At 70.9% G+C, this 25,583-nt stretch carries 28 protein-coding genes and 1 pseudogene; 13 read left to right on the top strand and 16 right to left on the bottom strand.

What is annotated here, in order from left to right:
* Positions 1 to 89: 89 nt before the first annotated feature.
* On the top strand, positions 90 to 1,307 hold the full coding sequence (locus tag ACFVST_RS13330) for an ROK family protein (protein ID WP_390149931.1): 1,218 nt from the start codon (positions 90 to 92) through the stop codon (positions 1,305 to 1,307).
* A gap of 292 nt (positions 1,308 to 1,599) precedes the next feature.
* On the opposite strand, the gene ACFVST_RS13325 is transcribed toward ACFVST_RS13330, so the two are convergent.
* Positions 1,600 to 2,022, bottom strand: coding sequence for a YybH family protein (locus tag ACFVST_RS13325; RefSeq protein WP_390149929.1), 423 nt, complete (start codon positions 2,020 to 2,022; stop codon positions 1,600 to 1,602).
* A gap of 25 nt (positions 2,023 to 2,047) precedes the next feature.
* Here ACFVST_RS13325 and ACFVST_RS13320 point away from each other — a divergent pair, with 25 nt between their 5' ends.
* The 4 genes from ACFVST_RS13320 (at position 2,048) to ACFVST_RS13305 (ending at position 3,822) form a co-directional block, all read left to right on the top strand.
* Positions 2,048 to 2,485 carry a winged helix-turn-helix transcriptional regulator gene (locus ACFVST_RS13320; protein ID WP_390149927.1) on the top strand — a complete coding sequence of 146 codons (438 nt, stop codon included), beginning with the start codon at positions 2,048 to 2,050 and terminating at the stop codon, positions 2,483 to 2,485.
* Between the two features lie 30 nt (positions 2,486 to 2,515).
* Complete coding sequence (locus ACFVST_RS13315; RefSeq protein ID WP_390149925.1) at positions 2,516 to 3,118, top strand: TetR/AcrR family transcriptional regulator; 603 nt, start codon at positions 2,516 to 2,518, stop codon at positions 3,116 to 3,118.
* A 90-nt stretch (positions 3,119 to 3,208) separates the two neighbouring features.
* Positions 3,209 to 3,358, top strand: coding sequence for a hypothetical protein (locus ACFVST_RS13310; protein ID WP_390149923.1), 150 nt, complete (start codon positions 3,209 to 3,211; stop codon positions 3,356 to 3,358).
* 89 nt (positions 3,359 to 3,447) lie between these two features.
* Positions 3,448 to 3,822 (top strand): DUF4158 domain-containing protein, encoded by a 375-nt coding sequence (locus ACFVST_RS13305; RefSeq protein ID WP_390149922.1) that lies wholly within the window; start codon positions 3,448 to 3,450, stop codon positions 3,820 to 3,822.
* Between the two features lie 190 nt (positions 3,823 to 4,012).
* On the opposite strand, the gene ACFVST_RS13300 is transcribed toward ACFVST_RS13305, so the two are convergent.
* The 3 genes from ACFVST_RS13300 to ACFVST_RS13290 all read right to left on the bottom strand — a co-directional run bounded on the left by ACFVST_RS13300 (position 4,013) and on the right by ACFVST_RS13290 (position 5,661).
* Positions 4,013 to 4,378 carry a hypothetical protein gene (locus ACFVST_RS13300; protein ID WP_390150141.1) on the bottom strand — a complete coding sequence of 122 codons (366 nt, stop codon included), beginning with the start codon at positions 4,376 to 4,378 and terminating at the stop codon, positions 4,013 to 4,015.
* A gap of 267 nt (positions 4,379 to 4,645) precedes the next feature.
* Positions 4,646 to 4,981, bottom strand: a complete 336-nt coding sequence (locus ACFVST_RS13295; RefSeq protein ID WP_390149920.1) for a hypothetical protein — start codon at positions 4,979 to 4,981, stop codon at positions 4,646 to 4,648.
* Positions 4,982 to 5,151: 170 nt separating this feature from the next.
* The gene (locus tag ACFVST_RS13290; protein WP_390149918.1) at positions 5,152 to 5,661 is read right to left on the bottom strand and encodes an ArsI/CadI family heavy metal resistance metalloenzyme; all 510 of its coding nucleotides are present in this window, start codon (positions 5,659 to 5,661) and stop codon (positions 5,152 to 5,154) included.
* 82 nt (positions 5,662 to 5,743) lie between these two features.
* On the opposite strand from ACFVST_RS13290, the gene ACFVST_RS13285 reads away from it, so the two are divergent.
* Genes ACFVST_RS13285 through ACFVST_RS13270 form a run of 4 tightly spaced genes read left to right on the top strand, consistent with a single transcriptional unit; the run spans position 5,744 to position 7,819 of the window.
* The gene (locus tag ACFVST_RS13285; protein ID WP_390149916.1) at positions 5,744 to 6,130 is read left to right on the top strand and encodes an ArsR/SmtB family transcription factor; all 387 of its coding nucleotides are present in this window, start codon (positions 5,744 to 5,746) and stop codon (positions 6,128 to 6,130) included.
* A complete protein-coding gene (locus ACFVST_RS13280) occupies positions 6,127 to 6,897 on the top strand; it encodes an aquaporin (protein ID WP_390149914.1) in 771 nt (256 codons plus the stop codon). The genes ACFVST_RS13285 and ACFVST_RS13280 overlap by 4 nt, the downstream gene beginning before the upstream one ends.
* A complete protein-coding gene (locus ACFVST_RS13275; RefSeq protein WP_390149912.1) occupies positions 6,897 to 7,316 on the top strand; it encodes an arsenate reductase ArsC in 420 nt (139 codons plus the stop codon). The genes ACFVST_RS13280 and ACFVST_RS13275 overlap by 1 nt, the downstream gene beginning before the upstream one ends.
* On the top strand, positions 7,313 to 7,819 hold the full coding sequence (locus tag ACFVST_RS13270; protein WP_390149910.1) for a GNAT family N-acetyltransferase: 507 nt from the start codon (positions 7,313 to 7,315) through the stop codon (positions 7,817 to 7,819). The genes ACFVST_RS13275 and ACFVST_RS13270 overlap by 4 nt, the downstream gene beginning before the upstream one ends.
* A 20-nt stretch (positions 7,820 to 7,839) precedes the next feature.
* Here ACFVST_RS13270 and ACFVST_RS13265 read toward each other — a convergent pair.
* From ACFVST_RS13265 to ACFVST_RS13255, 3 genes and pseudogenes are all read right to left on the bottom strand, one after another.
* Positions 7,840 to 7,929, bottom strand: a pseudogene (locus ACFVST_RS13265) (site-specific integrase); the annotation flags it as partial.
* Positions 7,930 to 8,208: 279 nt separating this feature from the next.
* Entirely contained in the window at positions 8,209 to 8,628 is a 420-nt protein-coding gene (locus ACFVST_RS13260) for a hypothetical protein (RefSeq protein ID WP_390149908.1), read from the bottom strand.
* Positions 8,629 to 8,674: 46 nt separating this feature from the next.
* Entirely contained in the window at positions 8,675 to 10,651 is a 1,977-nt protein-coding gene (locus ACFVST_RS13255) for a GTP-binding protein (protein ID WP_390150133.1), read from the bottom strand.
* Positions 10,652 to 11,195: 544 nt separating this feature from the next.
* Here ACFVST_RS13255 and ACFVST_RS13250 point away from each other — a divergent pair.
* Positions 11,196 to 11,804, top strand: coding sequence for a dihydrofolate reductase family protein (locus ACFVST_RS13250; RefSeq protein WP_390149907.1), 609 nt, complete (start codon positions 11,196 to 11,198; stop codon positions 11,802 to 11,804).
* A 31-nt stretch (positions 11,805 to 11,835) separates the two neighbouring features.
* Here ACFVST_RS13250 and ACFVST_RS13245 read toward each other — a convergent pair whose 3' ends face one another.
* The 3 genes from ACFVST_RS13245 to ACFVST_RS13235 form a co-directional block, all read right to left on the bottom strand.
* Positions 11,836 to 14,127 carry a heavy metal translocating P-type ATPase gene (locus ACFVST_RS13245; RefSeq protein ID WP_390149906.1) on the bottom strand — a complete coding sequence of 764 codons (2,292 nt, stop codon included), beginning with the start codon at positions 14,125 to 14,127 and terminating at the stop codon, positions 11,836 to 11,838.
* Between the two features lie 44 nt (positions 14,128 to 14,171).
* On the bottom strand, positions 14,172 to 15,137 hold the full coding sequence (locus tag ACFVST_RS13240; RefSeq protein ID WP_390149904.1) for a hypothetical protein: 966 nt from the start codon (positions 15,135 to 15,137) through the stop codon (positions 14,172 to 14,174).
* A 133-nt stretch (positions 15,138 to 15,270) separates the two neighbouring features.
* Positions 15,271 to 15,909: a TetR/AcrR family transcriptional regulator gene (locus tag ACFVST_RS13235; RefSeq protein WP_390149902.1), complete on the bottom strand. Its 639-nt coding sequence runs from the start codon at positions 15,907 to 15,909 to the stop codon at positions 15,271 to 15,273.
* Positions 15,910 to 15,998: 89 nt separating this feature from the next.
* Between ACFVST_RS13235 and ACFVST_RS13230 the strand changes: the two genes are divergently transcribed.
* A complete protein-coding gene (locus tag ACFVST_RS13230) occupies positions 15,999 to 17,441 on the top strand; it encodes an amidase (protein ID WP_390149900.1) in 1,443 nt (480 codons plus the stop codon).
* 51 nt (positions 17,442 to 17,492) lie between these two features.
* Here the strand turns inward: ACFVST_RS13230 and ACFVST_RS13225 are convergent, their stop codons facing one another.
* Together ACFVST_RS13225 and ACFVST_RS13220 are read right to left on the bottom strand one after the other, a co-directional pair.
* Positions 17,493 to 18,620 carry a M23 family peptidase gene (locus ACFVST_RS13225; protein ID WP_390149899.1) on the bottom strand — a complete coding sequence of 376 codons (1,128 nt, stop codon included), beginning with the start codon at positions 18,618 to 18,620 and terminating at the stop codon, positions 17,493 to 17,495.
* 782 nt (positions 18,621 to 19,402) lie between these two features.
* On the bottom strand, positions 19,403 to 20,098 hold the full coding sequence (locus tag ACFVST_RS13220) for a restriction endonuclease (RefSeq protein WP_390149898.1): 696 nt from the start codon (positions 20,096 to 20,098) through the stop codon (positions 19,403 to 19,405).
* A gap of 248 nt (positions 20,099 to 20,346) precedes the next feature.
* On the opposite strand from ACFVST_RS13220, the gene ACFVST_RS13215 reads away from it, so the two are divergent.
* Both ACFVST_RS13215 and ACFVST_RS13210 read left to right on the top strand, forming a co-directional pair.
* Positions 20,347 to 20,613, top strand: a complete 267-nt coding sequence (locus ACFVST_RS13215; protein ID WP_390149897.1) for a hypothetical protein — start codon at positions 20,347 to 20,349, stop codon at positions 20,611 to 20,613.
* Between the two features lie 85 nt (positions 20,614 to 20,698).
* On the top strand, positions 20,699 to 21,586 hold the full coding sequence (locus ACFVST_RS13210; RefSeq protein WP_390150130.1) for an alpha/beta fold hydrolase: 888 nt from the start codon (positions 20,699 to 20,701) through the stop codon (positions 21,584 to 21,586).
* Positions 21,587 to 21,617: 31 nt separating this feature from the next.
* Here the strand turns inward: ACFVST_RS13210 and ACFVST_RS13205 are convergent, their stop codons facing one another.
* The 4 genes from ACFVST_RS13205 to ACFVST_RS13190 form a co-directional block, all read right to left on the bottom strand.
* Positions 21,618 to 22,229, bottom strand: coding sequence for a response regulator (locus tag ACFVST_RS13205; protein WP_390149896.1), 612 nt, complete (start codon positions 22,227 to 22,229; stop codon positions 21,618 to 21,620).
* Positions 22,226 to 23,449 (bottom strand): histidine kinase, encoded by a 1,224-nt coding sequence (locus ACFVST_RS13200; RefSeq protein ID WP_390149895.1) that lies wholly within the window; start codon positions 23,447 to 23,449, stop codon positions 22,226 to 22,228. Before ACFVST_RS13200 ends, ACFVST_RS13205 begins: the two co-directional genes overlap by 4 nt.
* A gap of 84 nt (positions 23,450 to 23,533) precedes the next feature.
* Positions 23,534 to 24,334, bottom strand: a complete 801-nt coding sequence (locus ACFVST_RS13195) for a hypothetical protein (RefSeq protein WP_390149893.1) — start codon at positions 24,332 to 24,334, stop codon at positions 23,534 to 23,536.
* Positions 24,331 to 25,329: an ABC transporter ATP-binding protein gene (locus ACFVST_RS13190; RefSeq protein ID WP_390149891.1), complete on the bottom strand. Its 999-nt coding sequence runs from the start codon at positions 25,327 to 25,329 to the stop codon at positions 24,331 to 24,333. Before ACFVST_RS13190 ends, ACFVST_RS13195 begins: the two co-directional genes overlap by 4 nt.
* Positions 25,330 to 25,583 lie beyond the last annotated feature (254 nt).

The raw sequence follows: 25,583 nt of genomic DNA, 5'->3' as shown, positions 1-25,583 counted from the left end.
TTATGGCGCCTGACAATATCTCTTTCGACTCTTTCTAACGTAAGTCAGCTAACTTCCGACCGATCACCGTCATAGCTAGAGTGTCCCGGGTGGATACGACCAACGCAGCCTCGCCCCGGGGCGGAACCGGCCCCGGCGAGGTCCTGGCTCTCTTCCGCGACGTCACCGAGGGCCTCACCAAGACCGACGTCGTCCGGCACACCGGCCTGTCCCGCACGACGGTCAACCAGCGCCTGGAGGGCCTGCTGACGGCGGGTCTGCTCGTGCCCGCCCCCGAGGACGCCCGCACCCGGGGCCGTCCCGCCGGAAGGTTCGTCGTCAACCGCGACAAGGGAGTCCTGCTGGTCGCCGACATCGGCGCGACCGGTCTGCGCACCGCCCTGTGCGACCTGGCCGGCGAGGTACGGGCCGAACGCGAGGCCGCCTCCGACGTGACCGCGGGCCCGGCGGACGTACTCGCCCTGGTCGACGCGCACTTCGCGGAACTGCTCGCCCAGGCCGGGCGCACCGAGGCGGACGTGCTGGGGATCGGTATCGACGTCCCCGGGCCCGTCGACTTCGCGACCGGACGCGTCGTGAGCCCACCGATCATGACCGGCTGGGACCGCTACGACATCCCCGGCAACCTCGCCCCCCGCTACGGCTGCCCGGTCCTGGTCGACAAGGACGTCAACGCCATGGCGTACGGTGAACTCCGCCTGCGCTACCCGGACGTCGAGCATCTGCTCATGGTGAAGATCGGCACCGGTGTCGGTACCGGAGTGATCGCCGGAGGGAAGGTCCACCGCGGCGCCGACGGTGCGGCAGGTGACGTGGGCCACATCCAGGTCACCGTGGACGACGTCGAGGAGCCGCCGCTGTGCCGGTGCGGCAACACCGGCTGCGTGGAGGCGTATGCGGGCGGCTGGGCGCTGGTCCGCGATCTGCGGGCGGCCGGGTACGAGATCACCGGCGTCGACGAGGCCGTCCGCCTCATCCGCTCCGGCGACCTCACCGCGGTCCGTCTCGCGCGCCGAGCCGCCCGGATACTCGGAGGCGCCCTCGCCGACGCGGTCAACATGCTCAACCCGCGCGTCATCGTCATCGGCGGCCAACTCGCCCACACCGACGAGCAGTTGTTCGCCGGTATCCGTGAGGTCGTCTACCGCCGCTCGCTGCCCCTCGCCACCCGCAGACTCCAGATCGTCCGCAGCGCCCTCGACCCGCACGCCGCCGTAAGGGGTCTCTCACAGCTCCTGGTCGACGGGATCTACGGATCGCATCGGGTCCAGCAACTCATCGACCACGCGGGCCGGACCCTCACGTGACGTGCCTGGCGCGACTCTTCCGCCTTTCCTGTCACAGCAGTTGACGCCACGTCAGGCGCCCGGCACCCCGGGCCACCGGCCGACTCGCCGGCGAGGCGCAGGATTCCCAGGGTGCCGCGTCGGGCTCCGGCCCGGTGGTCACCGGAACCGCAGTCGATCGGGACGAAGCCTCCCCGCGCTCCTGAAGGGCCGGGGACGGGACGGAGCCGCCGGGCGCCGCGAACGAGCCGGGACGCTCCTGCTCCTCGTGGCAGAGCCGGCTGATCATTTCGGAAAGAGGTGGGGAGGCGTCTCAACCAGATGACGCCGCAGGCGAATCGGCCCCCTGTGTCGCGGTCCCGAACGGGTTGTCGATGACGTAGTGCCAGGTGCCGTCCGCGCCGCGGCGGGCCACGTCGGTGGCGGTTCCCCGGATGTCGACCTCCTCGCCGTCCGGGGTGGTGCCCGCGATGGTCCAGTCGACGATGAGGAGGGCGATGTCGTCGGCGACGTAGACGTGGCGGGGCTCGACCTCGATGGGCAGACCGAGCGCTGCCATACGGGCGTTGGCCTCGCGTCGGTCCGCTCCGGTCGTCGGGACGCCGGGGCTGCTGACGAGGACGCCCGCCTGCTCGTAGACGCGCTCGATGGCGTCGGGGTCGCCGGTGTTGAAGGCGGCGGCGAAGACGTGCGGCTGCTGCTCGGGGCTGGTGGCTGGGAGAATGCGGTCGCTCATGTAGTCCACCGAAGCAGGAGGCCCCGTGGCTCACCAAGCGGTAAGCGGCGGCTGGGACGAGGTACTGGTGCCGACTCCCAGCGGACGCACGCGGGCCCCGTCTCCGGACTGCCCGGTCGAGGTGTCCCTGACGGCGATCGCGGGGCGCTGGACGACGCTCGTACTGCGCGACCTCATGCCGGGCGACGCCCGCTCCTACACCGAGCTGGCCGAGTCGCTGCCGCAGCTCAGCGACAAGGTGCTGACCGACCGCCTCGGCCAGCTCGTCTCCGCCGGCCTCGTGGCACGCACCGTCACCCGGGGGTTCCCCCGGCGGACCGAGTACCGGATCACCGACCGCGGCCGCGAACTGCGCCCCCTGCTCATCGAGTTGTACCGCACCGGCCTGGCGCTCCAGGGCCACGGGGCAGCGGATCGACAGGGCGGGCGCGGGGAGTCCGGGCGGCCCGGACGTATTGGATAACAGAATCCAGAATGCTGTGGGGTCGCTCCCATGGCAAGGCCGCGCATGTTCGACGAGACCGCAGTGCTCGATGCCGTCGCCGCCCGGTTCCGCGTCCACGGCTTCGCCGAGACCACGACCGAGCAGCTCTGCGAGGCGGCCGGGGTGCGGCGCAGCAGCCTCTACAACGCCTTCGTCTCCAAGGACGAGTTGTTCGTGCGCGCGCTGGAGCACTACGTCGCGACCACCGGGGCACGCCAGAAGTCGATCCTCACCAACGACTCGCTGACGGGCGCGCAGCGGCTGCGCGCCCTGATCGACGTGGTCGTGGACGAAGAGCGGCAGGCAGCCGGGCACGGTCATGGCGCCGGCTGCATGGTCGTCAACAGCTTGATGAGCCCTGATCTGCGCGAGCGCGACGAGCGCGTCACCCGGATCCTCGAACGCGACCTGCGGGAGCGGACGTCCCTCCTGGCGGGAGCCATCCGGGCCGGCCGGGTCGACGGGTCGATCACCGAGGGCACGGACCCGGACGACGGGGCACTGCTCGTCAGCACCGTGATCTCCGGCCTGCGCGTCACCGCACAGGCCAGGGCGGACACCGAGACCCTCCGGAGGATCGCCCTCACCGGACTGCAAGCCCTCCTGCACTGATCGCTCGACCCACGCGCAGTGGCGACCGGCTGCCTCCCCATGCCCTCATTTTGGATATTCAAGTCCAGAAAGAACAGGAGTGACAAGACCATGACTGACACTCGAATCGACCTTGACGCGCGGCGAGTTGAGATCGTCCGCACCTACTTCAAGATGGTCGACGACGGTGACCCGGGGCAGTGGGGCACCACCGCGGACGGCACGGGGGTTGAGGAACATCCGTGTCAGATCGTGCGCTAAGCCTTCGCAGCTCTGATCGGCGCTTTGACCTGGGTTGATCGTACGGCGGAGCCTTCGTGGGTCGATGTTTTCGATCTTCGGAGGCCCTGGTGGCAGTCGAGTTCTTGTCGGATCAACAGGCGGCCCAGTACGCGGCGTTCAACGGAGCGCCGTCTCGCGCGGAGCTGGAGCGGTACTCCTTCCTGGATGACTCGGATCTGGAGAAGGTGCAGGCCAAGCGGCGTGCGCACAACCGGCTCGGGTTCGCGGTCCAGCTGACGAGTGTGCGGTGCCTGGGCCGGTTCATGCCGGACCCGCGGCAGGTGCCGGCGGAGGTGGCCGAGTACCTGGCCGAGCATCTGGGGATCGCCGATGCGTCGGTCTGTAGGAGTACGGCGAGCGGGACGGGACGGCCCGTACGCACGACGGGGAGATCCAGGAGGCCGGGGGCTGGCGGGACTTCGCCGAGGTGCGGGACGAGCTGAGCGAGTGGCTGGACGGGGCGCTGGAGCGGGCGGAGGAGATCACGGCCTTCGGGATGGGTGAGGTGGACGTGTCCGCGATACCGCCGCGGCGCCTCGCGGAACTGTCGCGGTACGGGATCGACGGCAAGGCGTCGCTGCTCAGGCGGCACGGCGACTCCCGGCGCCTAGCCACGCTGCTGGCCACCGCCGTCTATCTGACGTCCCGCGCGGTCGATGACGCCCTGGACCTGCTCGAAGTGCTCATCGCCACGAAGCTGCTGGCCAGGGCCGAACGGGAGACGATGAAGGAGAAGCTGAAGACCCTGCCGCGGGCGGAGCGGGCCTCGGCGAAGCTGGCCACCGCGTTCCAGATCGTGTTCGACACCACGAGCGAGCAGGTCGACACCGACACCGGGGAGATCACCCCGCCCGAAGTGGAGACGCTGGAGGCGATGTGGGCACGGATCGAGCAGGTGGTGCCGCGGCACGAGCTGGCGGCCGCGATCGCCGCGCTGTTCGAGCTGACCCCGCCGCTCGACTCGGACGCGGGCGAGGCATGGCGGAGCCAGCTGGTCACCCGGTTCGCCGTCGTGCGGCCGTTCCTGAAGCTGCTGGTGACCGTGGTCGACTTCGGCGCCACCCCGGAGGGACTGCCGGTTCTGAACGCGCTGCGCTCGCTGCCGGAGCTGATGGGCCGCAAGAAGGTTGGCCCCGATGAGATCGACACCGGCCTCCTGATCGGCTCGTGGCGGCGGCTGGTGCTGTCCGCGCCGCTCGTAGTAGCGCAGCGTCTGGACATTCACCCCGGCCGCCTCGGCGACCTGCCCGCTGCGCAGACCCGTGCTCACCGCTGCCCCCGGGCGGCAGAGGTGCGTGCGGCGAGGGCGTCCAGGACCGGCCCGTGCGCCTGGTCCACCGAGATGTCCAGCCGGATCGCGTCCTGGCCGGGGGTGGTGGTGAAGGTGAAGAACGAGCAGCAGCCGCTCTCGCGCTCCACCAGGTCACGCACCCGGTCCTCCACGCCCTCGCCGCCAGCCAGGTCCAGGCGCAGGAGAAGCGGCTGCGGGCGGGACACCGAGGCCAGCCGCTCGGCGAACAGCGCGTCCCACTCGGCGACCCGCAGGGGCCGCTCCTCGGTGGGCAGGGCGCAGGACTGCGGCACCCACGCAAGATCACTCATCGCGCTCACTCCCGTCGTCACGTCCCCGGTGGTGGGGACACCTCCGACGGTAAACCTGTACCTAGATACCGGATGCAAGCGCCTGGGTGCTCGACTGACTGATGGTTGGCGGGCCGCCGGCAGGGACCACACCAAGGCGGCAGCCGCGGCCGAGACGGGCCGGGAAGGGGTCAGCCGCCACAGGCGCATCCGGCGGCCGCCTTGGCCTCGGCCGGGGTCTGGGCCGGGGCGACGGTCTGCTCCTCGGGGGTGCAGCAGGCGGTGGTGCCACAGCAGGCATCCGGCGCGCTGCCGGCGCTCTTGCCGAGGGTGTCGGCGTCGGCCTTGACGACGTAGACCTCCCACGGCTCCTGGCCGGGGCCGGTCACCCACACCTTGCCCTGGAGGGCGTAGCAGCAGGAGGTGTCGTCCTCCTCGAAGGTCGCCAGCCCGGCGTCCTTCAACCGGGTGGTGGCAGTGTTGACCTGCTCGGTGGAGGCAACCTCGACGCCGAGGTGGTCCAGGCGGGTGTCCTCGCCGGGCTCGCCCTCGATGAGGACGAGCTTGAGCGGGGGCTCGGTGATGGCGAAGTTGGCGTAGCCCTCGCGGCGCTTGGCCGGCTCGGCGTTGAACAGCTTGGAGTAGAAGGCGATCGAGGCGTCGAGGTCTGCGACGCGCAGGGCGAGCTGGACACGGGACATGGCGGTCTCCCAACGACTTGTATCGACGTCTGTCGATGTAGTCGACCTTGCCACCGGATTAGATGGCTGTCAACATAGAGAAATGTCGAAACAAGCTGGTCTGCCGGTGCTGGGACAGGACGACGAAGCGGCGGCGTGCTGCGCGCCGATGGTCCGCGAGCCGCTGGGCGAGGAGGCCGCGGCGGAGCTGTCGCGGATGTTCAAGTCGCTGTCAGACCCGGTCCGTCTGCGGCTGCTGTCGCTGATCGCCTCGCACGAGGGCGGTGAGGCGTGCGTGTGCGACCTCATCGGCCCCTTCGACGTGTCCCAGCCGACGATCTCCCACCACCTGAAGGTGCTGCGGGAGGCCGGGCTGGTCGGCTCCGAACGGCGCGGGACCTGGGTGTACTACTGGGCGCTTCCCGAGGCCCTGACGAAGCTGTCCGCGCTGCTGGAGATTCCCGCCGTGTCTGCGAAGGCCCTGACGTGAGCGCGCCAGCGCCGTTGATGCGGCGGGCGGCGGTCGAGGGGCTGGGGACGGCCGCGCTGGTCGCGGTGGTGGTCGGCTCCGGGATCCAGGCCACCGAGCTGACCCACGACGTCGGGACGCAGCTACTGGCCAACTCCCTGGCCACGGTCTTCGGCCTCGGTGTGCTCATCGCCTTCCTGGGCCCGGCGTCCGGGGCGCACTTCAACCCGGCGGTCACCCTGGCCGCCTGGTTTACCGGCCGCCGCACCGGCGACGGCCCATCCCTGCGCGACGTCGCCGCGTACGTACCGGCCCAGGTGGCCGGGGCGATCACCGGCGCGGTGCTGGCCGACGCCATGTTCGGCAGGCCGCTGGTCGCCTTCTCCACCCACGAGCGGTGGGCCGGGCACCTGTGGCTGGCGGAGGTCGTGGCCACCGCCGGGCTGGTCTGGCTCGTCTTCGGCCTGGCCCGCGCCGGCCGCGCGCACCTGGCGCCGCTGCTGGTCGCCGCCTACATCGGCTCGGCGTACTGGTTCACCTCCTCCACGTCCTTCGCCAACCCGGCCGTCACCATCGGCCGGGCGTTCACCGACACCTTCGCTGGCATCGCCCCCACCTCCGTGCTGCCGTTCCTCGCTGCGCAGCTGCTCGGCGCGGCTGCCGGTCTCTGCCTGGTCGTCGTCTGCTTCGGCCGCCCGGCTGCCGCGGGCGAGGGCGGAGCCACCGTCTCCCGCGACAGGCAGCAGCCCGCCGCCGACCGTTCCACCGAAGAAAGCGCCCTGGCCTGATGAGCCCCTCCTCCGTTCCCTCCGTCCTGTTCGTCTGCGTGCACAACGCAGGCCGGTCCCAGATGGCCGCCGCCTTCCTCACCCACCTCGGAGCGGGCCACGTCCAGGTCCGCTCGGCCGGCTCCGCCCCCGCCCACACGGTGAACCCGGCCGTTATGGAGGCCATGAGCGAGGTCGGCATCGACATCTCGGCAGAGACCCCGAAGGTCCTCACCACCGAGGCGGTGCAATCCTCGGACGTGGTGATCACCATGGGCTGCGGCGACGCCTGCCCCTACTTCCCCGGCAAGCGGTACCTGGACTGGCAGCTCGAAGACCCCGCCGGACAGGGCGTCGCGGCGGTCAGGCCGATCCGCGACGAGATCGAACGCCGCATCCGCGGCCTGCTCACCGAACTCGGCATCAAGGCCGCGGCATGACGCCCACCGAGACCGGCGTGCGCATCGCGCCCCTGCGGCCGGAGCACTCCGAGCAGATCCTGGCGATCTACCAGCTCGGCATCGACGAGGGCAACGCCACCTTCGAGACCACCGCCCCGACCTGGCAGGCGTTCGACACCACCAAGCTGCCGGACCACCGCCTGGTCGCACTCGACGGCGGCCGGGTGCTGGGGTGGGCCGCCGCCGTGCCGGTCTCCGACCGGTGCGCGTACGCCGGAGTCGTCGAACACTCCGTCTACGTCCACCCTGACGCCCGCGGCCGCGGGGTGGGCCTGGCTCTGCTGACCGCCTTGCTGGCCTCCACCGACGCCGCCGGGATATGGACGGTGCAGTCCGGCATCTTCCCGGAGAACACCGCCAGCCTCGCCCTGCACCAGCGTGCCGGGTTCCGCGTCATCGGCACCCGCGAACGAATCGGCCGCCTCCACGGAACATGGCGCGACGTCGTCCTCGTCGAACGCCGCAGCCCCACCATCACCTAACCTGCTGTCCCGTGGCCAGATCAGCGCCGGGCATCCCCTGGGGCGAGCAGACTGGTCAGCTCAGCGATGGCCTCCGGGGAGGGCTTGAAGTACCGGCGGACGTTCTCAGGCAGATATTGGGGTGTTATCCGTGGGAAAGCCCCCGTCGCGGGACCGACGCCCCGTCAGCCTCCCACCAGGGCCGACGAAGGCTTAGCGCACGATCTGACACGGATGTTCCTCAACCCCCGGCACCCCCTGGCCCGACGGCCAGACCTCCACCGGCCGTGTCTGCAACGTCTTCACCTTCCGAGGCACCCGGATCAGCGCGGTGCACATCTACGCCGACCCGACATCGCGAGTGACCACACCACCAAGATCCGCCAGCTACACAGGAGTTGACGCGCCTCTCAAGACGGAAGGACCGCCTGGCGGAAGACGACGGCGGTGCCGAGTGCGGCTTCGGCCGGTACGAAGATGTCGCCGGTGGGTGTGTCCTGTGCCGGGAGGCCGTTGCGGTGCAGCAAGTCCCGTGTGCGGGCGAGGTGTTGGACCGCGACGGTGTAGCCGACGAGCGCCGGGAGTGCGGTGGGCCGCTCCCCTGGCAGGAGGGCGGTGAGATCGGACGCGGGGACCAGGGTCAGGGCGGCACCGTCGAGGTCGAAGACGCGGGCCGGTCCCCGCGGCCGTGCCGGCCGGCCGAGGTAGGTGGCGTACCGGCGCTGGATCATGGTCAGTTCCTCATCGGCGACGCAGAGCACGGCTTCGACGAGGTCGACGGCGCCGTTGGGGTGTTGGCGGCGGCGGGCGCCTTGGATGTCGGGGTCCAACTCGGCGACCATGCCGACCCGGCCCGATAGTTGAAGGTCCCGGGGGTCACACCCTGCGTACGACGTGGAGCAGGTACTCACGGCGGTGCAGGGGGTTGTGGTCGGTGCGGGGGCGGGTCGGGGGGCGGTGGGTGGTGGTCACCGGGCGGTGGCGGGCGAACCAGGATTCCCACATCCCCTCGCCGCCGGTGAGGCCGGGGAGCCGGCGTTCCAGGGTGTGGACGGAGGCCGCCGGGATCTCCCCGGTCAGCAGGTAGCCGTACCGCTCGGCCTGGGGTGCGGTGGGCACCGCACCCAGTCGGGCCAGGAGTGGCAGGAGCTGGCCGAGTGCGCGGGTGGGGACTTCGAGGCGGAAGTCGTGCATCGGCTCCCGTACCGTCGTCCCGGCCCGGCGCAGGGCGGTCATCAGGACCAGCGGGGTGAGGCGGCGGAAGTCTCCGGCGGTGCTCAGGATGGAGTTGAATCCGGAATGCGTCATCGTGACGGCGCAGTCGCTCACCTCCCAGCCGTACAGGCCCTGGCGGAGGGTGTCGCGGACGGTGTCCTCCACCGCGCGCATGAACGCGTAGGGCATCGAGCCGAGTTCGACGTCGAGCCGGTAGTCCACACCGCCGTCCGCCCGGCCCGGTTCCACGCGCAGTCCGACGGTCGCGAAGAAGGGGTTGCCGTCCTCGCCCATCGTTTCGTGTGCCTGTCCGACGCCGTCGACGTGCTCCTGGTGGATGGTGGTCGTCGCGGAGAACGAGACGGGCAGCCCGTATTCCTCGGCGAGCGTCGTCCCGATGACCTCCTTCTGCACCTCCCCGTACAGCGAGAGGGAGATCTCGCGGCGGATGTCGTCGTGCCGCAGCCCGATCAGCGGGTCCTGCTCGGCGAGTTGGACGAGCGCGGTGTGCAGGGCCGAGCGGTCGCCGGGGCGGGCCGGTTCGACGACGGTCTCCAGGGTGGGCGGGGCGAAGTGGAGGCCCGCCGTGGTACGCGGTCCGGGCTCGCCGAGCGTGTCTCCCACCCGTACGTCGGTGAGGCCGTGGAGCCGGCCGATCTGCCCGGCCACGACCTTCCCGGTGCGGGCGGCCGTGCCGTCCGTGCACACCCGCACCCCGGTCACCCTGCCCTCGCGGGTCGTCCCCTGACCCTGCCGGAGGGTCACCTGGTCGCGTACGCGCACCGTTCCGTCGAACAGTCTGAGGTACGCGGTCCGTTCCCCGCGGGCGCCCCGTTCGACCTTGAAGACCGTGCCCGACACCGGACCGTCCGGGTCTCCACCGGCGCGCGGCAGCAGGTCCCCGACGCCGCGGGCGAGGGCGTCGATACCGGCGCCCGTGATGGCGGAACCGAAGAACACCGGGTGGATCAGGGCCTGTTGGGTCTGACGCAGGAGTTCCCGTCGCAGCCGGGCGGCGGGCAGGGGGTGCGGCAGGGCGTCCAGGTACGCCGACAGCACGGCGTCGTCCTGCTCCGCGAGGCACTGCCCGAGGCGATCGGCGAAGCCCGCGTCCCGGTCGGGCGACGCGTCTCCGTCTGGGTACGGGTGGAACGCGGCGGCGGGCAGGCCGGCGTCGGTCACCGTTCCCAGGGGGGCGAGGGCGGGGGTGAGCTTGTCGCCGAGGGAGCGGAGCAGGTCGGTGTCCCCGGCTCCCCTGCGGTCGATCTTGTTGACGAAGATCAGGGTGGGGATACGCAGGCGCCGCAGCGCCCGCATCAGGACACGGGTCTGCGCCTGGACGCCCTCGACGGCCGACACCACCAGCACGGCACCGTCGAGCACACCGAGGACCCGCTCCACCTCGGCGATGAAGTCGGGGTGCCCGGGGGTGTCGATGAGGTTGACCGTACGGCCGCCGAGCGGGAACGACACGACGGCGGACTTGATGGTGATCCCGCGGCGGCGTTCCAGCGCGAGGCTGTCGGTGCGGGTGCTTCCCGCGTCGACGCTGCCGATCTCGTCGACGACACCGGCGAAGTGCAGAAGCCGTTCGGTGAGGCTCGTCTTGCCGGCGTCGACATGGGCGAGGATGCCCAGGTTGAGGGAGTCAGCCGCGGTCGGCGCGGAGACGGTGCGGGCGTGGGTGCGGGCGCCCGTCGAGGTGTGCGGTTCGGTGTGCACTGACGTTCCGGTTCTCTGAAGAGGTGGGAAGGACCTTCGGGAACTCGGAAAGTCGGCGCATGTGATGTCTCCTCGCGGGGGCCTGCGGATTACTCGTCGCGGATTGCTCGTCGCACCATGCAGCACACGACCCCGGGGCGCAATCGAATTACGCCGCCCCCGACCACGCGCCGTCCGCGGTCTCTTACGGCAGGCTTGCGGCAGGCTCGGGACATGGGGGTTGATCTGTTGCTGGTGCGTGCCCGTGGTCTCTGGGAGAGGTTGGCCGCCGAGCCCGTCTCGTTCGCGGTGTCCGGCGGTGTGACGGTTGAGTCTCCGTCTCGGCGAGGACCAGCTCGCCCGAGACGGTGCTCGCGTCGCCGGTCGGGTGCCATGATCACTCCGTGGCCTCGTACTCCGGCACGCCGTCCGGCGGCTGGGAGGCCGCACCGCGACAGCATGACCAGGGGAAGGACCCGATATGCGCAGACTCGTCCACTACGTCGCCACCACGCTCGACGGCTTCATCGCGGGCCCGGACGGCGCCGACCCCACCGGCCCGAACGGGTTCTGGCCCATACCGGAGGACTACATCCGCCACCTCGTGGCCGAGTACCCGGAGACACTGCCGGTCCAGGCCCGGCAGGCACTGTCCGTCACCTCCGCGGGCACGCGCTTCGACACCGTGCTGGAGGGGCGGCGCAGCTATGAGATCGGGCTTGCGGCCGGAGTGCCCGACGCCTTCCCCCACCTGCGTCACCTGGTGTTCTCCCGCACTCTGACGGAGGCCCCCGACCCGGCCGTCGAACTGGTCGCCGACGACCCGGTGGCGACCGTGCGCGAGCTCAAGCAGCAAGCGGGCAAGGACATTTGGCTGGTGGGCGGCGCCGAGCTCGCGGGCTCCCTGTACACCGAGATCGACACCCTGATCCTCAAGGTCGGCCCGCTGACCATCGGTGACGGCATCCCGCTGTTCTCCCGCCGGGCCGCCTTCGACCCGCGCGCCTGGAGCCTCACCGACCACACGGTCCTCAAGAGTGGCGCGGTCTTCCTCACCTACGAGGCCGACGCGGGCGCCACGCTCGGGTGAGCGTGGCGCCCGGCCGGGTCCCGCAGCGGAGTCAGGCGGTCTCGGTGGTGATGGTCCTGAACCGGCGCAGGCGCAGGCTGTTGCCGACGACGAAGACGCTGGACAGGGCCATGGCGGCGCCGGCGAGCATCGGGTTCAGCAGGCCGAGTGCGGCGACCGGGATCGCGGCGACGTTGTAGGCGAAGGCCCAGAAGAGGTTGGACTTGATGGTGCTGAGCGTCTGGCGGGACAGGCGGATCGCGTCGACCGCGCTGAGCAGGTCGCCGCGGACCAGGGTGATGTCGGACGCCTCGATCGCCACATCGGTGCCCGTTCCCATGGCGAGGCCCAGGTCGGCCTGGGCGAGGGCCGGAGCGTCGTTGACGCCGTCACCGACCATCGCCACGGTCCTGCCCTCGCTTTGCAAGCGGGAGACGACGTCGGCCTTGTCCTTGGGGAGGACCTCGGCGATCACTTCGTCGATGCCCACCTCGGTGGCGATCTGCCGGGCCACGGCCTCGTTGTCGCCGGTCAGCAGGACCGGGGTCAGACCGAGGTCCTTGAGTCGGGTGACGGCCGCGGCGCTGGTCGGCTTGACGGTGTCGGCGACCATCAGCACGCCCCGGGCCTCGCCGTCCCAGCCGACCGCGACGACGGTCCTGCCCTCGTTCTCGGCGCGCGTCTTGGCCGCGGCGGTCTCCGGGCCGAGGTGCAGGGACCATTCGGCGAGCAGTGATACGCGGCCCACGAGCACGGCGTGCCCGTCCACGACGCCCTGCACGCCGTTGCCTTCGACGTTGGCGAAGTCCTCCGGTACGGGCAGCGGGCCGGACTCCTGAGTGGCGGCGAGGGCGACGGCCTGGGCGATGGGGTGCTCGGAGGAGTTCTCCAGCGCGCCGGCCAGGCGCAGCAACTCGCCCCGGTCGGTGCCCTGTTCGGCGACCACGTCGACCAGGGTCATCTTCCCGGTGGTGACGGTGCCGGTCTTGTCGAGGACGACGGTGTCGACCTTGCGGGTGGATTCCAGGACCTCCGGGCCCTTGATCAGGACGCCCATCTGCGCGCCCCGGCCGGTGCCGACCAGCAGGGCGGTCGGGGTGGCCAGACCCAGTGCGCAGGGGCAGGCGACGACGAGTACCGCGACGGCGGCGGTGAAGGCGGCGGTCACCGGGAAACCGGCGCCCAGCCAGGCGCCCAGGGCGGCGACGGCGATGGCGATGACGACGGGGACGAACACCCCGGACACCTTGTCGGCGAGCCGCTGCACCTCGGCCTTGCCGGTCTGCGCGTCCTCCACGAGCCTTGCCATCTGGGCGAGTTGGGTGTCCGCCCCGACGCGGGTGGCGCGTACCACCAGGCGGCCGCCGGCGTTCACGGTGGCGCCGGTGACCGGGTCCCCCGCACCGACCTCGACGGGGACGGACTCCCCCGTGAGCATCGATACGTCGACCGCGGAGGTGCCCGAGACCACGATCCCGTCGGTGGCGATCTTCTCGCCGGGGCGGACGACGAACTCGTCGCCCGCGCCGAGGTCTTCGACCGGGATCTTCGTCTCGGCGCCGCCGCGCAGCACCGACACCTCCTTCGCGCCGAGTTCGAGCAGGGCCCGCAGCGCGGCGCCGGCCTGCCGCTTGGAGCGCTTCTCGAAGTAGCGGCCGGCGAGGATGAACATCGTGACGCCCGCGGCCACTTCGAGGTAGATGTTGGAGGCGCCGTCGGAGGGCGCGAGCGTCAACTCGAAGGGGTGCTTCATCCCCGGCGTCCCGGCCGTGCCGAAGAACAGCGCGTACAGCGACCACAGGAACGCCGCGATGGTGCCCATGGATATCAGCGTGTCCATGGTCGCGGTGGCGTGCTTGAGGTTCGTCCACGCGGCCCGGTGGAACGGCAGCGCGGCCCATACGATCACCGGCGCCGCGAGCGTCAGCGACGCCCACTGCCAGTTGGTGAACTGCAGCGCCGGGATCATGGCCATGGCGATGACGGGGACCGTCAGCAGGACCGAGGCGATCAGACGGTTGCGCAGCGAGGTCAGCTCGGGGTTGTCGGCCCCGTCCGGGCCTTGGCCTTGGCCCTGGCCCGATACGTCAGGCTCCTGCGTCGGCTTAGGGAGGGGCAGGGCGGCCGTGTAGCCGGTCTTCTCGACCACGGCGATCAGCAGCGCCGGATCGTAGCCCTCGGGGACGGTCACCTTGGCCTTCTCGGTGGCGTAGTTCACCGTCGCGGCGATGCCGTCGAGCTTGTTCAGCTTCTTCTCGATACGCATCGCGCAGGAGGCGCAGGTCATCCCACCGATGTCCAGCTCGACGCTCGGCCCCCCGGCGGGCGGCGCTGTTGTGCTCATCGCAATCCTTCTCTCAACTCGTCCGGCGCGCAGACCAGTTCGGTTCAGTGGCCGTGGGAGCCCGTGTCATGGGTGCCGGTGTCGGTATGGGCGCCGTCGCCGTCCCCGCGGGTGGCGTCGAGGACGAACCCGGCGGTGTGCACCTTGCCGTCCACCTTGAAGTCCAGGTACAGCAGATAGCGGCCCGCGCTGGGCGTCTCGGCGCCGAACGCGATCTCGGGACCGGTCGTCTCCCCGGCCGACGGCTCCTCGCCCTGCGCGTGTACATGCAGATAGGCGAGGTCCCCCGCACGCAGCGCGACCAGATGTCCGTACGCCCCGAGGTAGGGCTGCAAGGCGGTGACGGGCTTCCCATCGCGGGTGATCTTGACGGTCAGTTCACTGCTCCGCCCGGCGACGAGCTCACCGTCGACGGAAGCCGTGAACCCGTCGACCTCGTCGGTCGCCCGCACCTTCGTGGCCGGGTCCGGGGTGAACCGGCCGCCGACCTCGACCGTGCTGGTCAGCGTCAGCCCGCCGGAGCCGCCCTCGGGGGTGAAGTCCGCGTAGATCCGGTACGTCCCCGCCGCGTCCCACTGCCACGGGATCGACCAGGTGCCGGTGGCCTGGTCGAGCGTGGGGTGCACATGACGGAACCGGGTGCCGTCGGAACGCACCACGATGAGGTGCAGCCGCTTCTCGTGCGCGATCGCGTACCCGAGCAGCGGGGCACCCGCCTTGTTCTGGATTTGGAAGCTCAACTCGCCCTTGTGGCCTGCCTCTTGGGGCGTTCTCACGGAGGTCAGCGCATAGCCGCCGGCGGACACCGACAGCCCGGCGGGCGTGCCCATCGGCATCGACGGCTTCTTGTCCGCCGTGTCACCGTGGCCGCCGTGGCTCTCCTCGGCCCTGTCCTTCTTCCAGTCCGCGACCACACTGTCGGGCACCGCCACGGCGGAGATACCGAGCGCTCCGGTGAACGCGATCGCCAGCCCCGCACCGTAGAGCGCCAGTCGTCCTGCGGCATTCATCAGACACGCATCCCCTCTCGCGCACGTACCCCCTGGGGGTACCGATGAACTGAAGCTATACCCCATGGGGGTATCTAGTCAACGGCGATCACCTCGGATACCCGGCGGGGGTAGCGCTGTGGCGAGGTGAGCGTCAGCCGACCCTTCGGGGATCGGTGGTGGCGCCGAGGCGTTCCCAGAGGCCGGACAGATGCGCGTCCAGGACTTCCTCAGCTTGCCCTTCGGCCAGGTGGCCGATGAGTACCTGAGTGGTGAGTCCGTCGGCGAGGGCGAGCAGGGTACGGGCCTCGCGCCGCGGGTCGGGCGGCGTGGCGCCCACGTCGGCCCAACTGCCCTCGGCGGCCTCCGAGATGAGACACACCAGGAGATCCTGGAGGGCCGCATAGCCGCTCCTCAGCGGGCCGGCCAGTGGCTCGCTGACGGCGGCCTGGGCGACGAACGCCAGCCAGATCCGCGCTTCGGCACGGTGTTCCACACGGAGCAGCGCGATCTCGTCGACCGCGCACCCCAGAGCCGTGGCAGCCGACTGCGCCGGGCTCGCGGCCAGTCGGGCCCGCACCCGTTCGGTGACGCGGTCACCGACATGGCCGACAGCGAAGCGCAGCATCTCCCCCTTGCTGCGGAAGCAGCGCTGAACGGCACCCAGGGAGACCTGCGCGCGGGCGGCGACGTCGCGCATACTCACCCCCTCCGGCCCGTGTGCGTCGGCGAGGAGGCAGACGGCCTCGGCGATCCGGCGGCGGCGGCTCTCGTAGTCGACCTGTTTGGGCATGATCGGTCAGCTCCTTATTCCGATACGATCGTATCGCTTCCGGGCTATGGTTCCGCCACAAGGACGTCGGCAGGTGGAGGGGAAGCGCGATGATCAGGCAGAACGCCCTGTGGGCATGGACGGCCGCCGACCAGGCGGAGGCGGTCCGCGGCGGAGAGATATCGGCGGCCGAGCTGGTCGACAGCCACCTGGAGCGCATCGCCGAGGTCAACCCACAAGTCAACGCGGTCACCCAGCTGTTGGCCGGGCGAGCCCGCGAGGCCGCCGCGCACACGGACCGGCGGCGGGCAGCGGGCGAAGAGCTCGGGCCGCTGGCCGGGGTGCCCTTCACGGTGAAGGAGACCACCGCCGTCGAAGGTGTGCCGACCACCCTCGGCACGGCACGCTTCCGCGACCTGGTGGCCCCGGCCGACGCGCCCCCGGTGGCCCGGCTCCGCGCGGCGGGGGCCGTACCGATCGGCCACAGCAATATGCCCACCCTGGTCCTGGCCGGGATGCACACCCGCAGCGAGTTGTTCGGCGACACCGTCAACCCGTGGGACCGGAGCCGGACCCCGGGCGGCAGCAGCGGCGGTGACGGAGTGGCCGTCGCCACCGGCATGGCCGCACTCGGACTCGGCAACGACTCCGGCGGATCCGTACGCATCCCGGCCTCGTTCTGCGGGGTGGCGGGGCTGAAGCCGACCCCCGGGCGGTTCCCCGCCGACCACCGCGTCCTCGGCCCGGACGACCCGGGACCGGCCGCACAGACGCTGGTCACCGACGGCCCCCTGGCCCGTACGGTCGCCGACCTGCGGCTGGCGTACGAGGCGCTGGCCGGGACCGATCCGCGGGACCCGCGAGCGGTACCCGTGCCCCGCTACGGCGAACCGCTGCCGGGGCCCATCAAGGTCGCGCTGGTCGCCGACCCAGGTGGCCACGGCGTCCACCCCACGGTCCGCGGGGCCGTCGCGGCGGCGGCGGACGCGCTGCGCGAAGCGGGGTACGACGTACGGGAGTTGGCGGATGTGCCGCGGCTGGACGAGGCGATCGAGGCATACGGCCGGATCACCGTGACCGAATTCGCGCCGACCTGGCCGGCGGTGCGGAAGCTGCTCGGCGAAGGCGGCGACCGCTATCTTCAGGCCGCCATGGAGAAGACTCCGGCCGCGAGTGCGGCGGAGCTGATGAAGCTGATGGGGATCTGGCTCGGCATCCGCCGCTCCTGGGCGGAGTTCCTCGACGAGTACCCGCTGCTGCTCGGGCCGGTGTTCACCGAGCCGCCCGTCGAGCCGGGCCTGGAGTCACGCGACGCGGCGGGACGGGAACGAGTGGCCCAGGGGATGCGCCTGTGCACGGTGACCAGCTTCGTGGGCGTACCCGCGGTCGCCGTACCGACCGGAGTCGTCGACGGGCTGCCGTCCGGTGTGCAGATCATCGGGCGCGCGTTCCGGGAGGACCTGTGCCTGGCCGCCGCTCAGCGGATCGAGGACCGCCTCGGTGTGCTCACACCGATCACCCCTCGCCCCGAACTCCCGGCCACCGCACGCTAGTTGCAGCTCCGCACCCGGCTGGGGGGCCGGGTGCGGAGGGGTGGGGCGGGGTCAGCTTGTGCGGTTGTAGATCGCTGTGCCGGGGCAGGCGGTGTAGCCGGCGCGGGTGGCGCAGCCGTTGTACTGGCTGTTGCCGTTCCACCAGGTCCAGCCGCCGATGGTGCGGCCGTTCAGCCAGGTGAACTGGCCGTTGTAGTTGGCGTCGTACGTGCGCAGGCTCCAGTGCACATGGGCTCCGCTCGCGGAACCGCCGGCGCAGGTGTCGGTGCCGATGTTGCCGAGCAGGGCGCTGCTGGGGACCCAAGTCCCGTTGTAGTACGTCGCGTTCCACATGTGGTAGTAGTCCGTCGAGAAGCCGCCCGGGTGGATCACCCGGGTCCAGCCGCCGCCGGCACCGCACATCGAGGTCGCCGTACCTTCACGGGAGGAACGGATGCGGCCGCTGGCGTTGCCGCCGGCGAAGTCGAGGCTGCTCCAGTAGCCGGTCGCACCGTTGTCGGCGTGCGGGCCGCCCGTCAGGGTCATGTAGTAGTCGGGCATCCACGGCAGCAGCAGCCCGTTGGTGTTGGCCAGGGTCCGGATCGGCGCCCCCTGCTTCTGCCCGGTCGCCGCCTGGTTCTGCGGCAACGGCTGCTTCTGCGTGTCCTTGTGATGCGCGTAGGCGGACAGCGTCGGCCGTTCCGTCTTGCCGACCAGCGGGGACTTGTCCACGAAGCCGGCGAACTCCCGGTCGCCTTCGAGGCCGGCGACCCAACGCCCGTTCGTGCGGTGGGCGATGTAGAGCCAGCCTTCCGGCGAGCCGTGCTGCTTGCGCGACGCTTCGACGTACGCGACACCGCGGGCCCAGCCGGACGAGACGGTGCGCACGTCGACGACGACCTTGCGGCCCTGGTCGGCGAGTTTGCTGACAGCGGCCTTCGGGGCGAGGCCCTTGGCGTCGTGGGCGCGGGAGAGGACGTCGGCGGAGACGGCGTCTATCAGCGCTCGGCGACTGCCACCGAGGCGGTCGGCGACCTTGTCCGCCATCTTCACGCTGACACCGGCGGACGGTGACTTGGCGGCCGCCGCCGCGGCTGCCGGCGACTGCTCGGGGGACGCCATCACCGTGGGCGCGGTGGCGAGCAACCCGGTGACAGCGAGAGCGGCGACTGCGGTTCTTATCGACAGTCTGGAAAGCACGGGTGATACCCCTTCCGTACAAGAGGATCTGCCAGGTGGACAGATAGTGGGAGTGTGACAGAACAAAGCCATGCCACACGAGATTCTCAGGTAAAGGAATTGTAGAGGGAATTCGGCCGGGGAGAACGTCCTATTTGCCCCGGCAGGTTCCTCGCCAGGCAGGTTTGGCGTGGATAGTTCCGCAGGTCAAACGGCAGTCAAGGCGTACGGAATTCCCTCACCGCACACCCCGGTCAGCAATTCACCTGCCGTTTATGCGCACGACATCGCCGAAATTCGAACCGCGGTTTCCTCCGGGAAGGAAAAGCAAACCGGGGGAATGCCCCATACGTGCGTGATTCCCGGCGAATTCCAGAGATCGCCGGGGAGACTCAGCCCCGTGGCCGACTCGGCGGTCCGGGCGCACGAGCGGGATGTGTGCGCCGGCGCGGGCGGTGAGGTACGGCAACCGGTGCCGGGCGACGAGCTTGCGCGTCCGTGTGGCGACGGCCGTTGTGACGACGGCGGCCAGCCGCGCGCGAGGGCGAAGTCATGCCCATGACATCTAAGCGGATCCTACGTGCCGTACCTCTGAGCACTCCGGCCTCCCGACCACCGCCCGAAAGGAGCGACCACGGCTCACCCAGTGGTGGCCGATGCTCAGAATGAGGTATTCCGCTACGCGCGTCAACCACGGGGGCGCCGCCCGTTCGACCGGCGGGCGACGGACGCCGCCCTGCCCTTCGCCGACTTCCCCAACTTCGAACGATCCGGGCGAACTCCCCGGCCCCGGCCCGGAGTTGTCACGGTCGGGCAGAAGGGCGCCCTCTGGTTCCGGTACCGCTGCCGTTCAGCGGGATCAAGGATTCCAGGTGGGCGCCCTTGACCCAGGAGCCCAGCAGGTCGCGATGCAGGGCCACGATGTCCTGGCGCAGCGCCAGGCCCTGTGCGGCCTTGGTGAAGGTGCGGCAGGTGGCGACGAACAGGGCGACATCGGCGCCGTGTTCGAGACGGGCGGTGCCGACGAACTTCTGCATGTCCTGCGAGGACACGCTCCGGTGCGGCGCGTACTTCTTGCACTGGACGACCAGCTTGCGGCCGTCGGCCAGGTAGCCGACGACATCCGCTCCCAGGTCGCCGCTCTTTCCGCTGACGACGACCTTGGTGCAGCCGTCCCGCCGGCACAACTCGGCGACGTAGGTCTCGAACTCCTGCCACGACAGGGCGTCGACCTCCGCCATCGACAACTCCCGTGCTCTGGCCTCCTCTTGGGCCCGCCACGCGCGGTCCTGGGCGACCGCGACACGGTGCCTCCGCAGCAGCGCCCAGCCGGCTCCGACCACCACGGCGACGGCGAGCACGGCCACCAGAACGGGCCACACCGCCGCCCAGTGCGTGGTCACCCACACCGCGGCAGCCACCGCCAACACGGCGGCCCAGCCCTGAAGTTGCCTGCGCGTCCGCTTCTTCAAGCGCCGGCGCCGTCGACGTACTGCCATCGCTCCCCCGCTTCCAGGGGCGGCGGCACGCCACCCCGATCTTCCTGTGTAGCGGCGGCTCAGCGGTGTCGGGGGCGGGTTGGCGGCGAATGGCATGAAGGCATCGGACATGGCCGGATACCGCGGGATCACCGCCAGGGGGATTCGGGGGATTCAGGGGATTCAGGGGATTCGTTCGATGACAGATGTCATCCAGCCAGTGACGCTTGTGCCTGTTCCGGCGCTCCCGGCGTTGAGACGGTTCACACATGACGAGATGGGCGGATGACGAGCAGGCGCGTGAACCTCGGGGTGAACAGAGCCTGGCGGTCGACATGTTGGGCGTCGGGCCGGCTTCGACTCCCGCGCGCGAGCTGCTCGCGTCGGTGTCGCAGATCGGCGCGGTCGCGCTGCTGGTGTTCGTACTCTTCCCCGACCGGGTCCCCGAGCGCTGGCGGTGGATGGTGGTGGGCGCGACGGTCGCGTACTTCGTGTTCCGAACCGCGGCCGGCATCCCGAAGTGGCGCCGCCGGTGACCAGGCCGTATCAGACGGCGTTCGCCCTGTTCGCCCTGTTCGAGGCCATGGTGAAAGTCGGGTGCGGGACTTCAGGTCCATGGCCATGATGGTGATCATGACTGGATACACCGACGTTCCCGCCCGGCTGGGTGAGAGTGCTCTGTCTGATGGGCGGCTGCTCGGCTGGGCGGAGTGGGGGCCGTTGGACGGGGCGCCTGTTCTGTTATGTCCTGGTGCGGCCACGAGCCGGTGGCTCGGATTCGGCGCGGGCGTTGTCGAGGCGCTCGGCGTGCGTCTTGTCTCTGTGGATCGTCCGGGTCTCGGTGTCTCGACGCCCGCCCCTGGGCGGACCTTCTCCGACTTCGCCGGAGATATGCGCCAGCTCTGTGTGCGGCGGGGGCTGGGGCGGCCTGTCGTGGTCGGGAATTCGCAAGGCGCGCCCTTCGCTCTTGCCTGCGCTGCGGAGGGGGTCGCCTCGGCACTGGCGGTCGTCTCCGGTGCGGACGAGGTCGCCAGGCCGGAGTTCGCTTCGGCTCTGAACGCGGACCTGCGTGGTCTCGTCGAGCGGACCGAGTGCGATCCGGCTGGCGCCGAGGAGTTTTTCGCCGGCTTTACCGCGGATGCGATGTGGGACATGGTCATGGCCGGGAGCCCGGGGTGTGACCTTGCCGTGTACCAGGATCCTGGTTTCGCGGCTGGTTACCGCAGGGCCTTGGGCGAGGGATTTACTCAAGGTGGCGCCGGCTACGCCCGTGACACGGTCCTGGCGATGGGGCGGTGGCCGTTCGCCCTTGACGCGATCGCTGTCCCCGTCGACATCTGGTACGGCGAGCGGGACACCAGCCACTCGCCCGATGACGGAGCACTGCTCGCTGCCCGTGTGCCCGGTGCTCGTCATCATGTCGTGCCGGGGATCGGCGGTGCCCTGCTGTGGACTCATGCCGAGTCGATCCTCACCCGCCTCCTTGAGAAGACCATCACCGGCCAGTGACACCTCCTGACGGCACCAGTTCCAGCCCTCGTCAGATCCAGCCTTCGTTCCAGGCTGTTCTGGCGGCGGCGACCCGGGTTTCGGCGTTGAGCTTGGTCATGGCGGTGGAGAGGTAGTTCCGTACGGTGCCGGGGGCGAGGTGGGTGCGTTCCGCGATGACGCGGATCGTCGCTCCGTCCAGGGCTTCCCTGAGGACCTCGATCTCGCGGTCGGTGAGCGGGCAGTCGCTCTCGCTCAGCGCCGCGGTGGCGACCGAGCCGTCGACGTAGCGGCCGCCGTCGTGGACGGTGCGGAGGATGTGCGGGAGTTCCTTGACCGAGGTGGCCTTGGTGACGAAGGCCAGCGCGCCGGCGTCGAGCGCGCGGCGCAGTACGGCGGGCCGCGCGTGCCGGGTGAGCAGGACGACGCGGGTGCCGGCGTACGCGGTGCGGACGGCGGCGGTGGCTTCGAGCCCGTCGAGTTTCGGCATCTCCAGGTCGAGCACGGCCACATCGGGCCGGGTCCGTGCGATGACCGCGAGGGCTTCCTCGCCGTCCTGGGCCGTGCCGACGATGTCGAGGTCGTCCTCCAGACCGAGCAAGGTGACGATGGCCTCGCGCAGCAGCAACTCGTCGTCGGCGAGGACGACTCGGATGGGCTTCATACGGTGTCTCCGTTCGCGTTCGGGCCGGACACCGGGAGCCAGCCGGCGAGCCGTCCGCCACCGTCGCCGTCGCCGCCGGTGAAGTGGAGCTCGCCCCCCAGTCGGCGATAGCGCTCGGCGAGCGTGCTCAGTCCGGTGCCCGAGGGGTCGCGGGGCGCGGTGGCGGGCGGGCCGGAATCGGTGACGGTCAGGGCGATGCCGTCCCGGCCGGCGCGTTCCCGCTGCCGTGTGGTGATGGCGCACCGGTCGGCGTGGGTGTGCTTGAGGATGTTGGTGATCGCCTCCCGCACCGTCAGGCCGAGAAGGCGGTCGGTCCCGGCGTCGGTCCCGGACCGGCCCGTCAGGTCGTGCTCCGCGGTGATGCCGGCGGCCCGCAGCACCCGGACCGCGTTCGCGATCTCCTCGTCCAGGCGGACCTCGCGGTTGGCGTGGACGACTCGGCGCATCTCGTCCAGCGCTTCGAGGGTGGTGGCCTGGATGCGTTCGGCGTGCCGGGTGGCGGCCGCGTAGTCGGCCCGGGCGATGAGCCTGCGGACGAGTTCGGCCTCGACGGTGATCAGTCCGAGGTGCTGGCCCTGGATGTCGTGCAGATCGCCCGCGAACCGCTTCCGCTCGGTGAGGACGGCCCGCTCCGCCTCGCGGGACCGCAGGTCGTCCAGCTCGATCGCCAGGGAGTAGATGGAGTCCTGGCCGAGGACGCCCAGGGCGAGCAGGGCCGCGACGACCAGGGTGAGCGGTTCCCGGGCGTGTTCCCAGCCGGCGTCGACGGCGAACACCGCCACACCGCCGGCGAGTGTCGCGGCCAGCAGCCGGATGATGCCCGCCCAGAACGACCCGCCGGACGCGGCCCGCAGCGCCCAGGCCAACGGGACCGCCGCCGCCGTCACGGGGTGCCCGGTGGCCGGGACCGACACGGCGACGACCAGCGCGGCGACCAGGGTGCCGCCGCTCGCCCAGGCCCGGGACCGCGAGCCGCGCAGCCGCCGGGTGAGCCGGTGGTGCGGGGCGAACTCGGCGGCCACCAGGAGGGAAGCGCCGACGCCGACCAGTACCGCGGCGAGCATCGCCACGGAGACGACGATCGGCGAGGACGGCCGGAAGGCGAAGGCGACGGCGGGGGCGATGACCGTCCCGGCCGCGAGGATCACATGGGTCGCGTGGACGTACGCCGCGATGGCGCGGAAACGGTCCCGGCCCGACTGCGGCCCTCGTCCCCTCACATCCCCTCCTGCCTTCCTGGTCTTCCTGCTGCCCGTGGATCGGCTCCCCGGCTTAGAGCGTCCGCCAGTAGGTGGCGGACGCTCTTAGTGCCGCCGTTCCCATCGGAAGGTGCGCCAGCTCACCACCGCGAAGACGGCGATCCAGACCACCATGAGGACCAGGTCGACGGTGACCGGCCCCGCGTCCAGCGTCCGCGAATGCCATCCTGCCGTCGCCAGGTGGGCATTGGCCACCAACGGTACGGTGCGCACGGCGCCGGCGGCCGCGGCGTCGACCGTGGGCAGGATCGCCGTGGCGCCCATCGCGGCCACGAACAGCGGCAGCATCGTCCACTGGGCCTTCTCCGGTGTGGCCGTGAACCCGCTCGTGGCCACCCCCGCCAGGGCCGCGACCGCCATCCCGAGCACACCGGAGGCGATGACGAGCACGGGGTGCTGCGGCGGGGGCGAGCCGACGGCGACGAGGCCCGCGAGTACCGCGACGATCTGGAGCGCGCCCACCAGCAGCGGCGGCGCGAGCAGCCCCGCGACGATCCCCAGGCTCGGCAGGGCGGTCGTGCGCAGGCGCTTCAGGGCGAGGGTGTGGCGCCGGGCGGTGACCGTGTTGAGGGCGACGAAGTAGACGGTGATGCACTGGGTGGCGACCATGTTCCGGCCCGCGATCTGCGCCCACGCCTCCGGGCTGCCGGACACCTCGGCGAGCGCGGTGATCGCGATCAGCCCGGCCGGGAGCAGCAGCGCGAGCGCGACCATCACCGGCTGCCGCAGGAACACCCGGATCTCCGCCGCGACCAGGGCACGGATGAGCTGCGCTGTGCTTTTGCGAAGGGGGCTCGCGGGGCGGGTCAGTGTGTTCCGCGTCGTGTTCCGCGTCGCATCGGTCATCGGACGGCCCTCCCGCGGGGCGCGGCGGAGGTGCCGGCCGTCGGCATTCCGAAGAACACCTCTTCCAGTGAGGCCGGTGCGCAGCGGAACTGCCGTAGCGCCAGCTCGTGGGCCCGCGACCAGTCCGTGACGGCGCCCACGTCGGTCTGGAGCTGCGGGGTCCGGATCGTCACCGCGATCCCGTCGCCGGTGTCCGTGGTGTGCAGGTCGCCGCGGATCAGGGCGGCGAGCTCGGTGACGGCCTCGTCCGTCGCCGGGGCCGTGAAGTCGATCCGGGCGGGGATCGACGCCAGGACCTCCGTCATCGGGCCTTCGACCGCGACCCGGCCGCGGTCGAGGATGGTCACCTGCTCGGCCAGGTTCTGTGCCTCGTCCAGATAGTGGGTGGTGAGGAGGACCGCCGAACCCGCGGCGTTGAGCTCCCGGATGATCGACCACATCGTCCGGCGGGACTGCGGGTCCAGACCGGTGGTCGGCTCGTCCAGCACGATGAGTTCCGGGGCGCCCCAGATCGCCATCGCGAAGTCGAGCCGCCGGCGTTCACCGCCGGACAGCACCGAGACCGGGGTCCGCCGCCGATGGTCAAGACCCACGACCTCCAGGACCCGTTCGACGGAGTCCTCGCGGACGCTGAGTCCCTGCCAGAGGCCGAGCTGGCCGCCGACCGTCATCTCGTCCACCAGCCCGGACTCCTGAAGCATGGTGCCGGTCCGCCCGGCGACGGACGCCCGGTGCCGCCACGGGTCCTGGCCGAACACCAGCAGGGTGCCTTCGGTCGGGCGGCGGAACCCCTGGATGCTCTCCAGCAGCGTGGTCTTGCCGGCCCCGTTCGTCCCGAGCAGCGCATGGATCCGCCCCGCCGCCACGGAGAAGGTGACGTCGTCGACGGCGAGGAACTGTCCGTACGCGCACGACACCCCCTCCACGACGACAGCGGCGGCGGGCGGGGTGGCGCGGGCATCGGGGACGCCGGCCCGCGCGAGGTGATCAGTCACCCTCCGACGATCTCCGGGCGGCGCCGGACCCGGCCAGCCACACCTGTCACCAGCCCCCATGACATCTGTCATCGCCTGACACCTGTCATCGCCGTACGCCCTGCTGCGACGATCGTCCTGCGCGGTACTGGCTCCCGGCATCGAGGAGGCCGAGCGGGCCTAAGGGCTGTCCCGTAAATGATCTCTGAGTCGCCTCGGACGTGGTTGGCCGTGGTGCGGGCCGTTTGCCTATCCGGCGAGGGCGAGGTTGTGCA

The organism is Streptomyces sp. NPDC058045, from assembly GCF_042885635.1.
In the GTDB taxonomy this organism is placed as follows: Bacteria; Actinomycetota; Actinomycetes; order Streptomycetales; family Streptomycetaceae; genus Streptomyces.
This window is presented reverse-complemented; position numbering and strand designations above follow the sequence as displayed.

What these genes read in the sequence shown, in the direction of transcription:
- ACFVST_RS13205 (WP_390149896.1), bottom strand. Translation starts at nt 22,229, where the DNA reads ATGAAGCCCATCCGAGTCGTCCTCGCCGACGACGAGTTGCTGCTGCGC.
- ACFVST_RS13220 (WP_390149898.1), bottom strand. Translation starts at nt 20,098, where the DNA reads ATGGCAGTACGTCGACGGCGCCGGCGCTTGAAGAAGCGGACGCGCAGG.
- ACFVST_RS13315 (WP_390149925.1), top strand. Translation starts at nt 2,516, where the DNA reads ATGGCAAGGCCGCGCATGTTCGACGAGACCGCAGTGCTCGATGCCGTC.
- ACFVST_RS13215 (WP_390149897.1), top strand. Translation starts at nt 20,347, where the DNA reads ATGACGAGATGGGCGGATGACGAGCAGGCGCGTGAACCTCGGGGTGAA.
- ACFVST_RS13290 (WP_390149918.1), bottom strand. Translation starts at nt 5,661, where the DNA reads ATGTCCCGTGTCCAGCTCGCCCTGCGCGTCGCAGACCTCGACGCCTCG.
- ACFVST_RS13240 (WP_390149904.1), bottom strand. Translation starts at nt 15,137, where the DNA reads ATGAATGCCGCAGGACGACTGGCGCTCTACGGTGCGGGGCTGGCGATC.
- ACFVST_RS13270 (WP_390149910.1), top strand. Translation starts at nt 7,313, where the DNA reads ATGACGCCCACCGAGACCGGCGTGCGCATCGCGCCCCTGCGGCCGGAG.
- ACFVST_RS13230 (WP_390149900.1), top strand. Translation starts at nt 15,999, where the DNA reads ATGATCAGGCAGAACGCCCTGTGGGCATGGACGGCCGCCGACCAGGCG.
- ACFVST_RS13275 (WP_390149912.1), top strand. Translation starts at nt 6,897, where the DNA reads ATGAGCCCCTCCTCCGTTCCCTCCGTCCTGTTCGTCTGCGTGCACAAC.
- ACFVST_RS13195 (WP_390149893.1), bottom strand. Translation starts at nt 24,334, where the DNA reads ATGACCGATGCGACGCGGAACACGACGCGGAACACACTGACCCGCCCC.
- ACFVST_RS13210 (WP_390150130.1), top strand. Translation starts at nt 20,699, where the DNA reads ATGATGGTGATCATGACTGGATACACCGACGTTCCCGCCCGGCTGGGT.
- ACFVST_RS13245 (WP_390149906.1), bottom strand. Translation starts at nt 14,127, where the DNA reads ATGAGCACAACAGCGCCGCCCGCCGGGGGGCCGAGCGTCGAGCTGGAC.
- ACFVST_RS13250 (WP_390149907.1), top strand. Translation starts at nt 11,196, where the DNA reads ATGCGCAGACTCGTCCACTACGTCGCCACCACGCTCGACGGCTTCATC.
- ACFVST_RS13285 (WP_390149916.1), top strand. Translation starts at nt 5,744, where the DNA reads ATGTCGAAACAAGCTGGTCTGCCGGTGCTGGGACAGGACGACGAAGCG.
- ACFVST_RS13310 (WP_390149923.1), top strand. Translation starts at nt 3,209, where the DNA reads ATGACTGACACTCGAATCGACCTTGACGCGCGGCGAGTTGAGATCGTC.
- ACFVST_RS13235 (WP_390149902.1), bottom strand. Translation starts at nt 15,909, where the DNA reads ATGCCCAAACAGGTCGACTACGAGAGCCGCCGCCGCCGGATCGCCGAG.
- ACFVST_RS13295 (WP_390149920.1), bottom strand. Translation starts at nt 4,981, where the DNA reads ATGAGTGATCTTGCGTGGGTGCCGCAGTCCTGCGCCCTGCCCACCGAG.
- ACFVST_RS13325 (WP_390149929.1), bottom strand. Translation starts at nt 2,022, where the DNA reads ATGAGCGACCGCATTCTCCCAGCCACCAGCCCCGAGCAGCAGCCGCAC.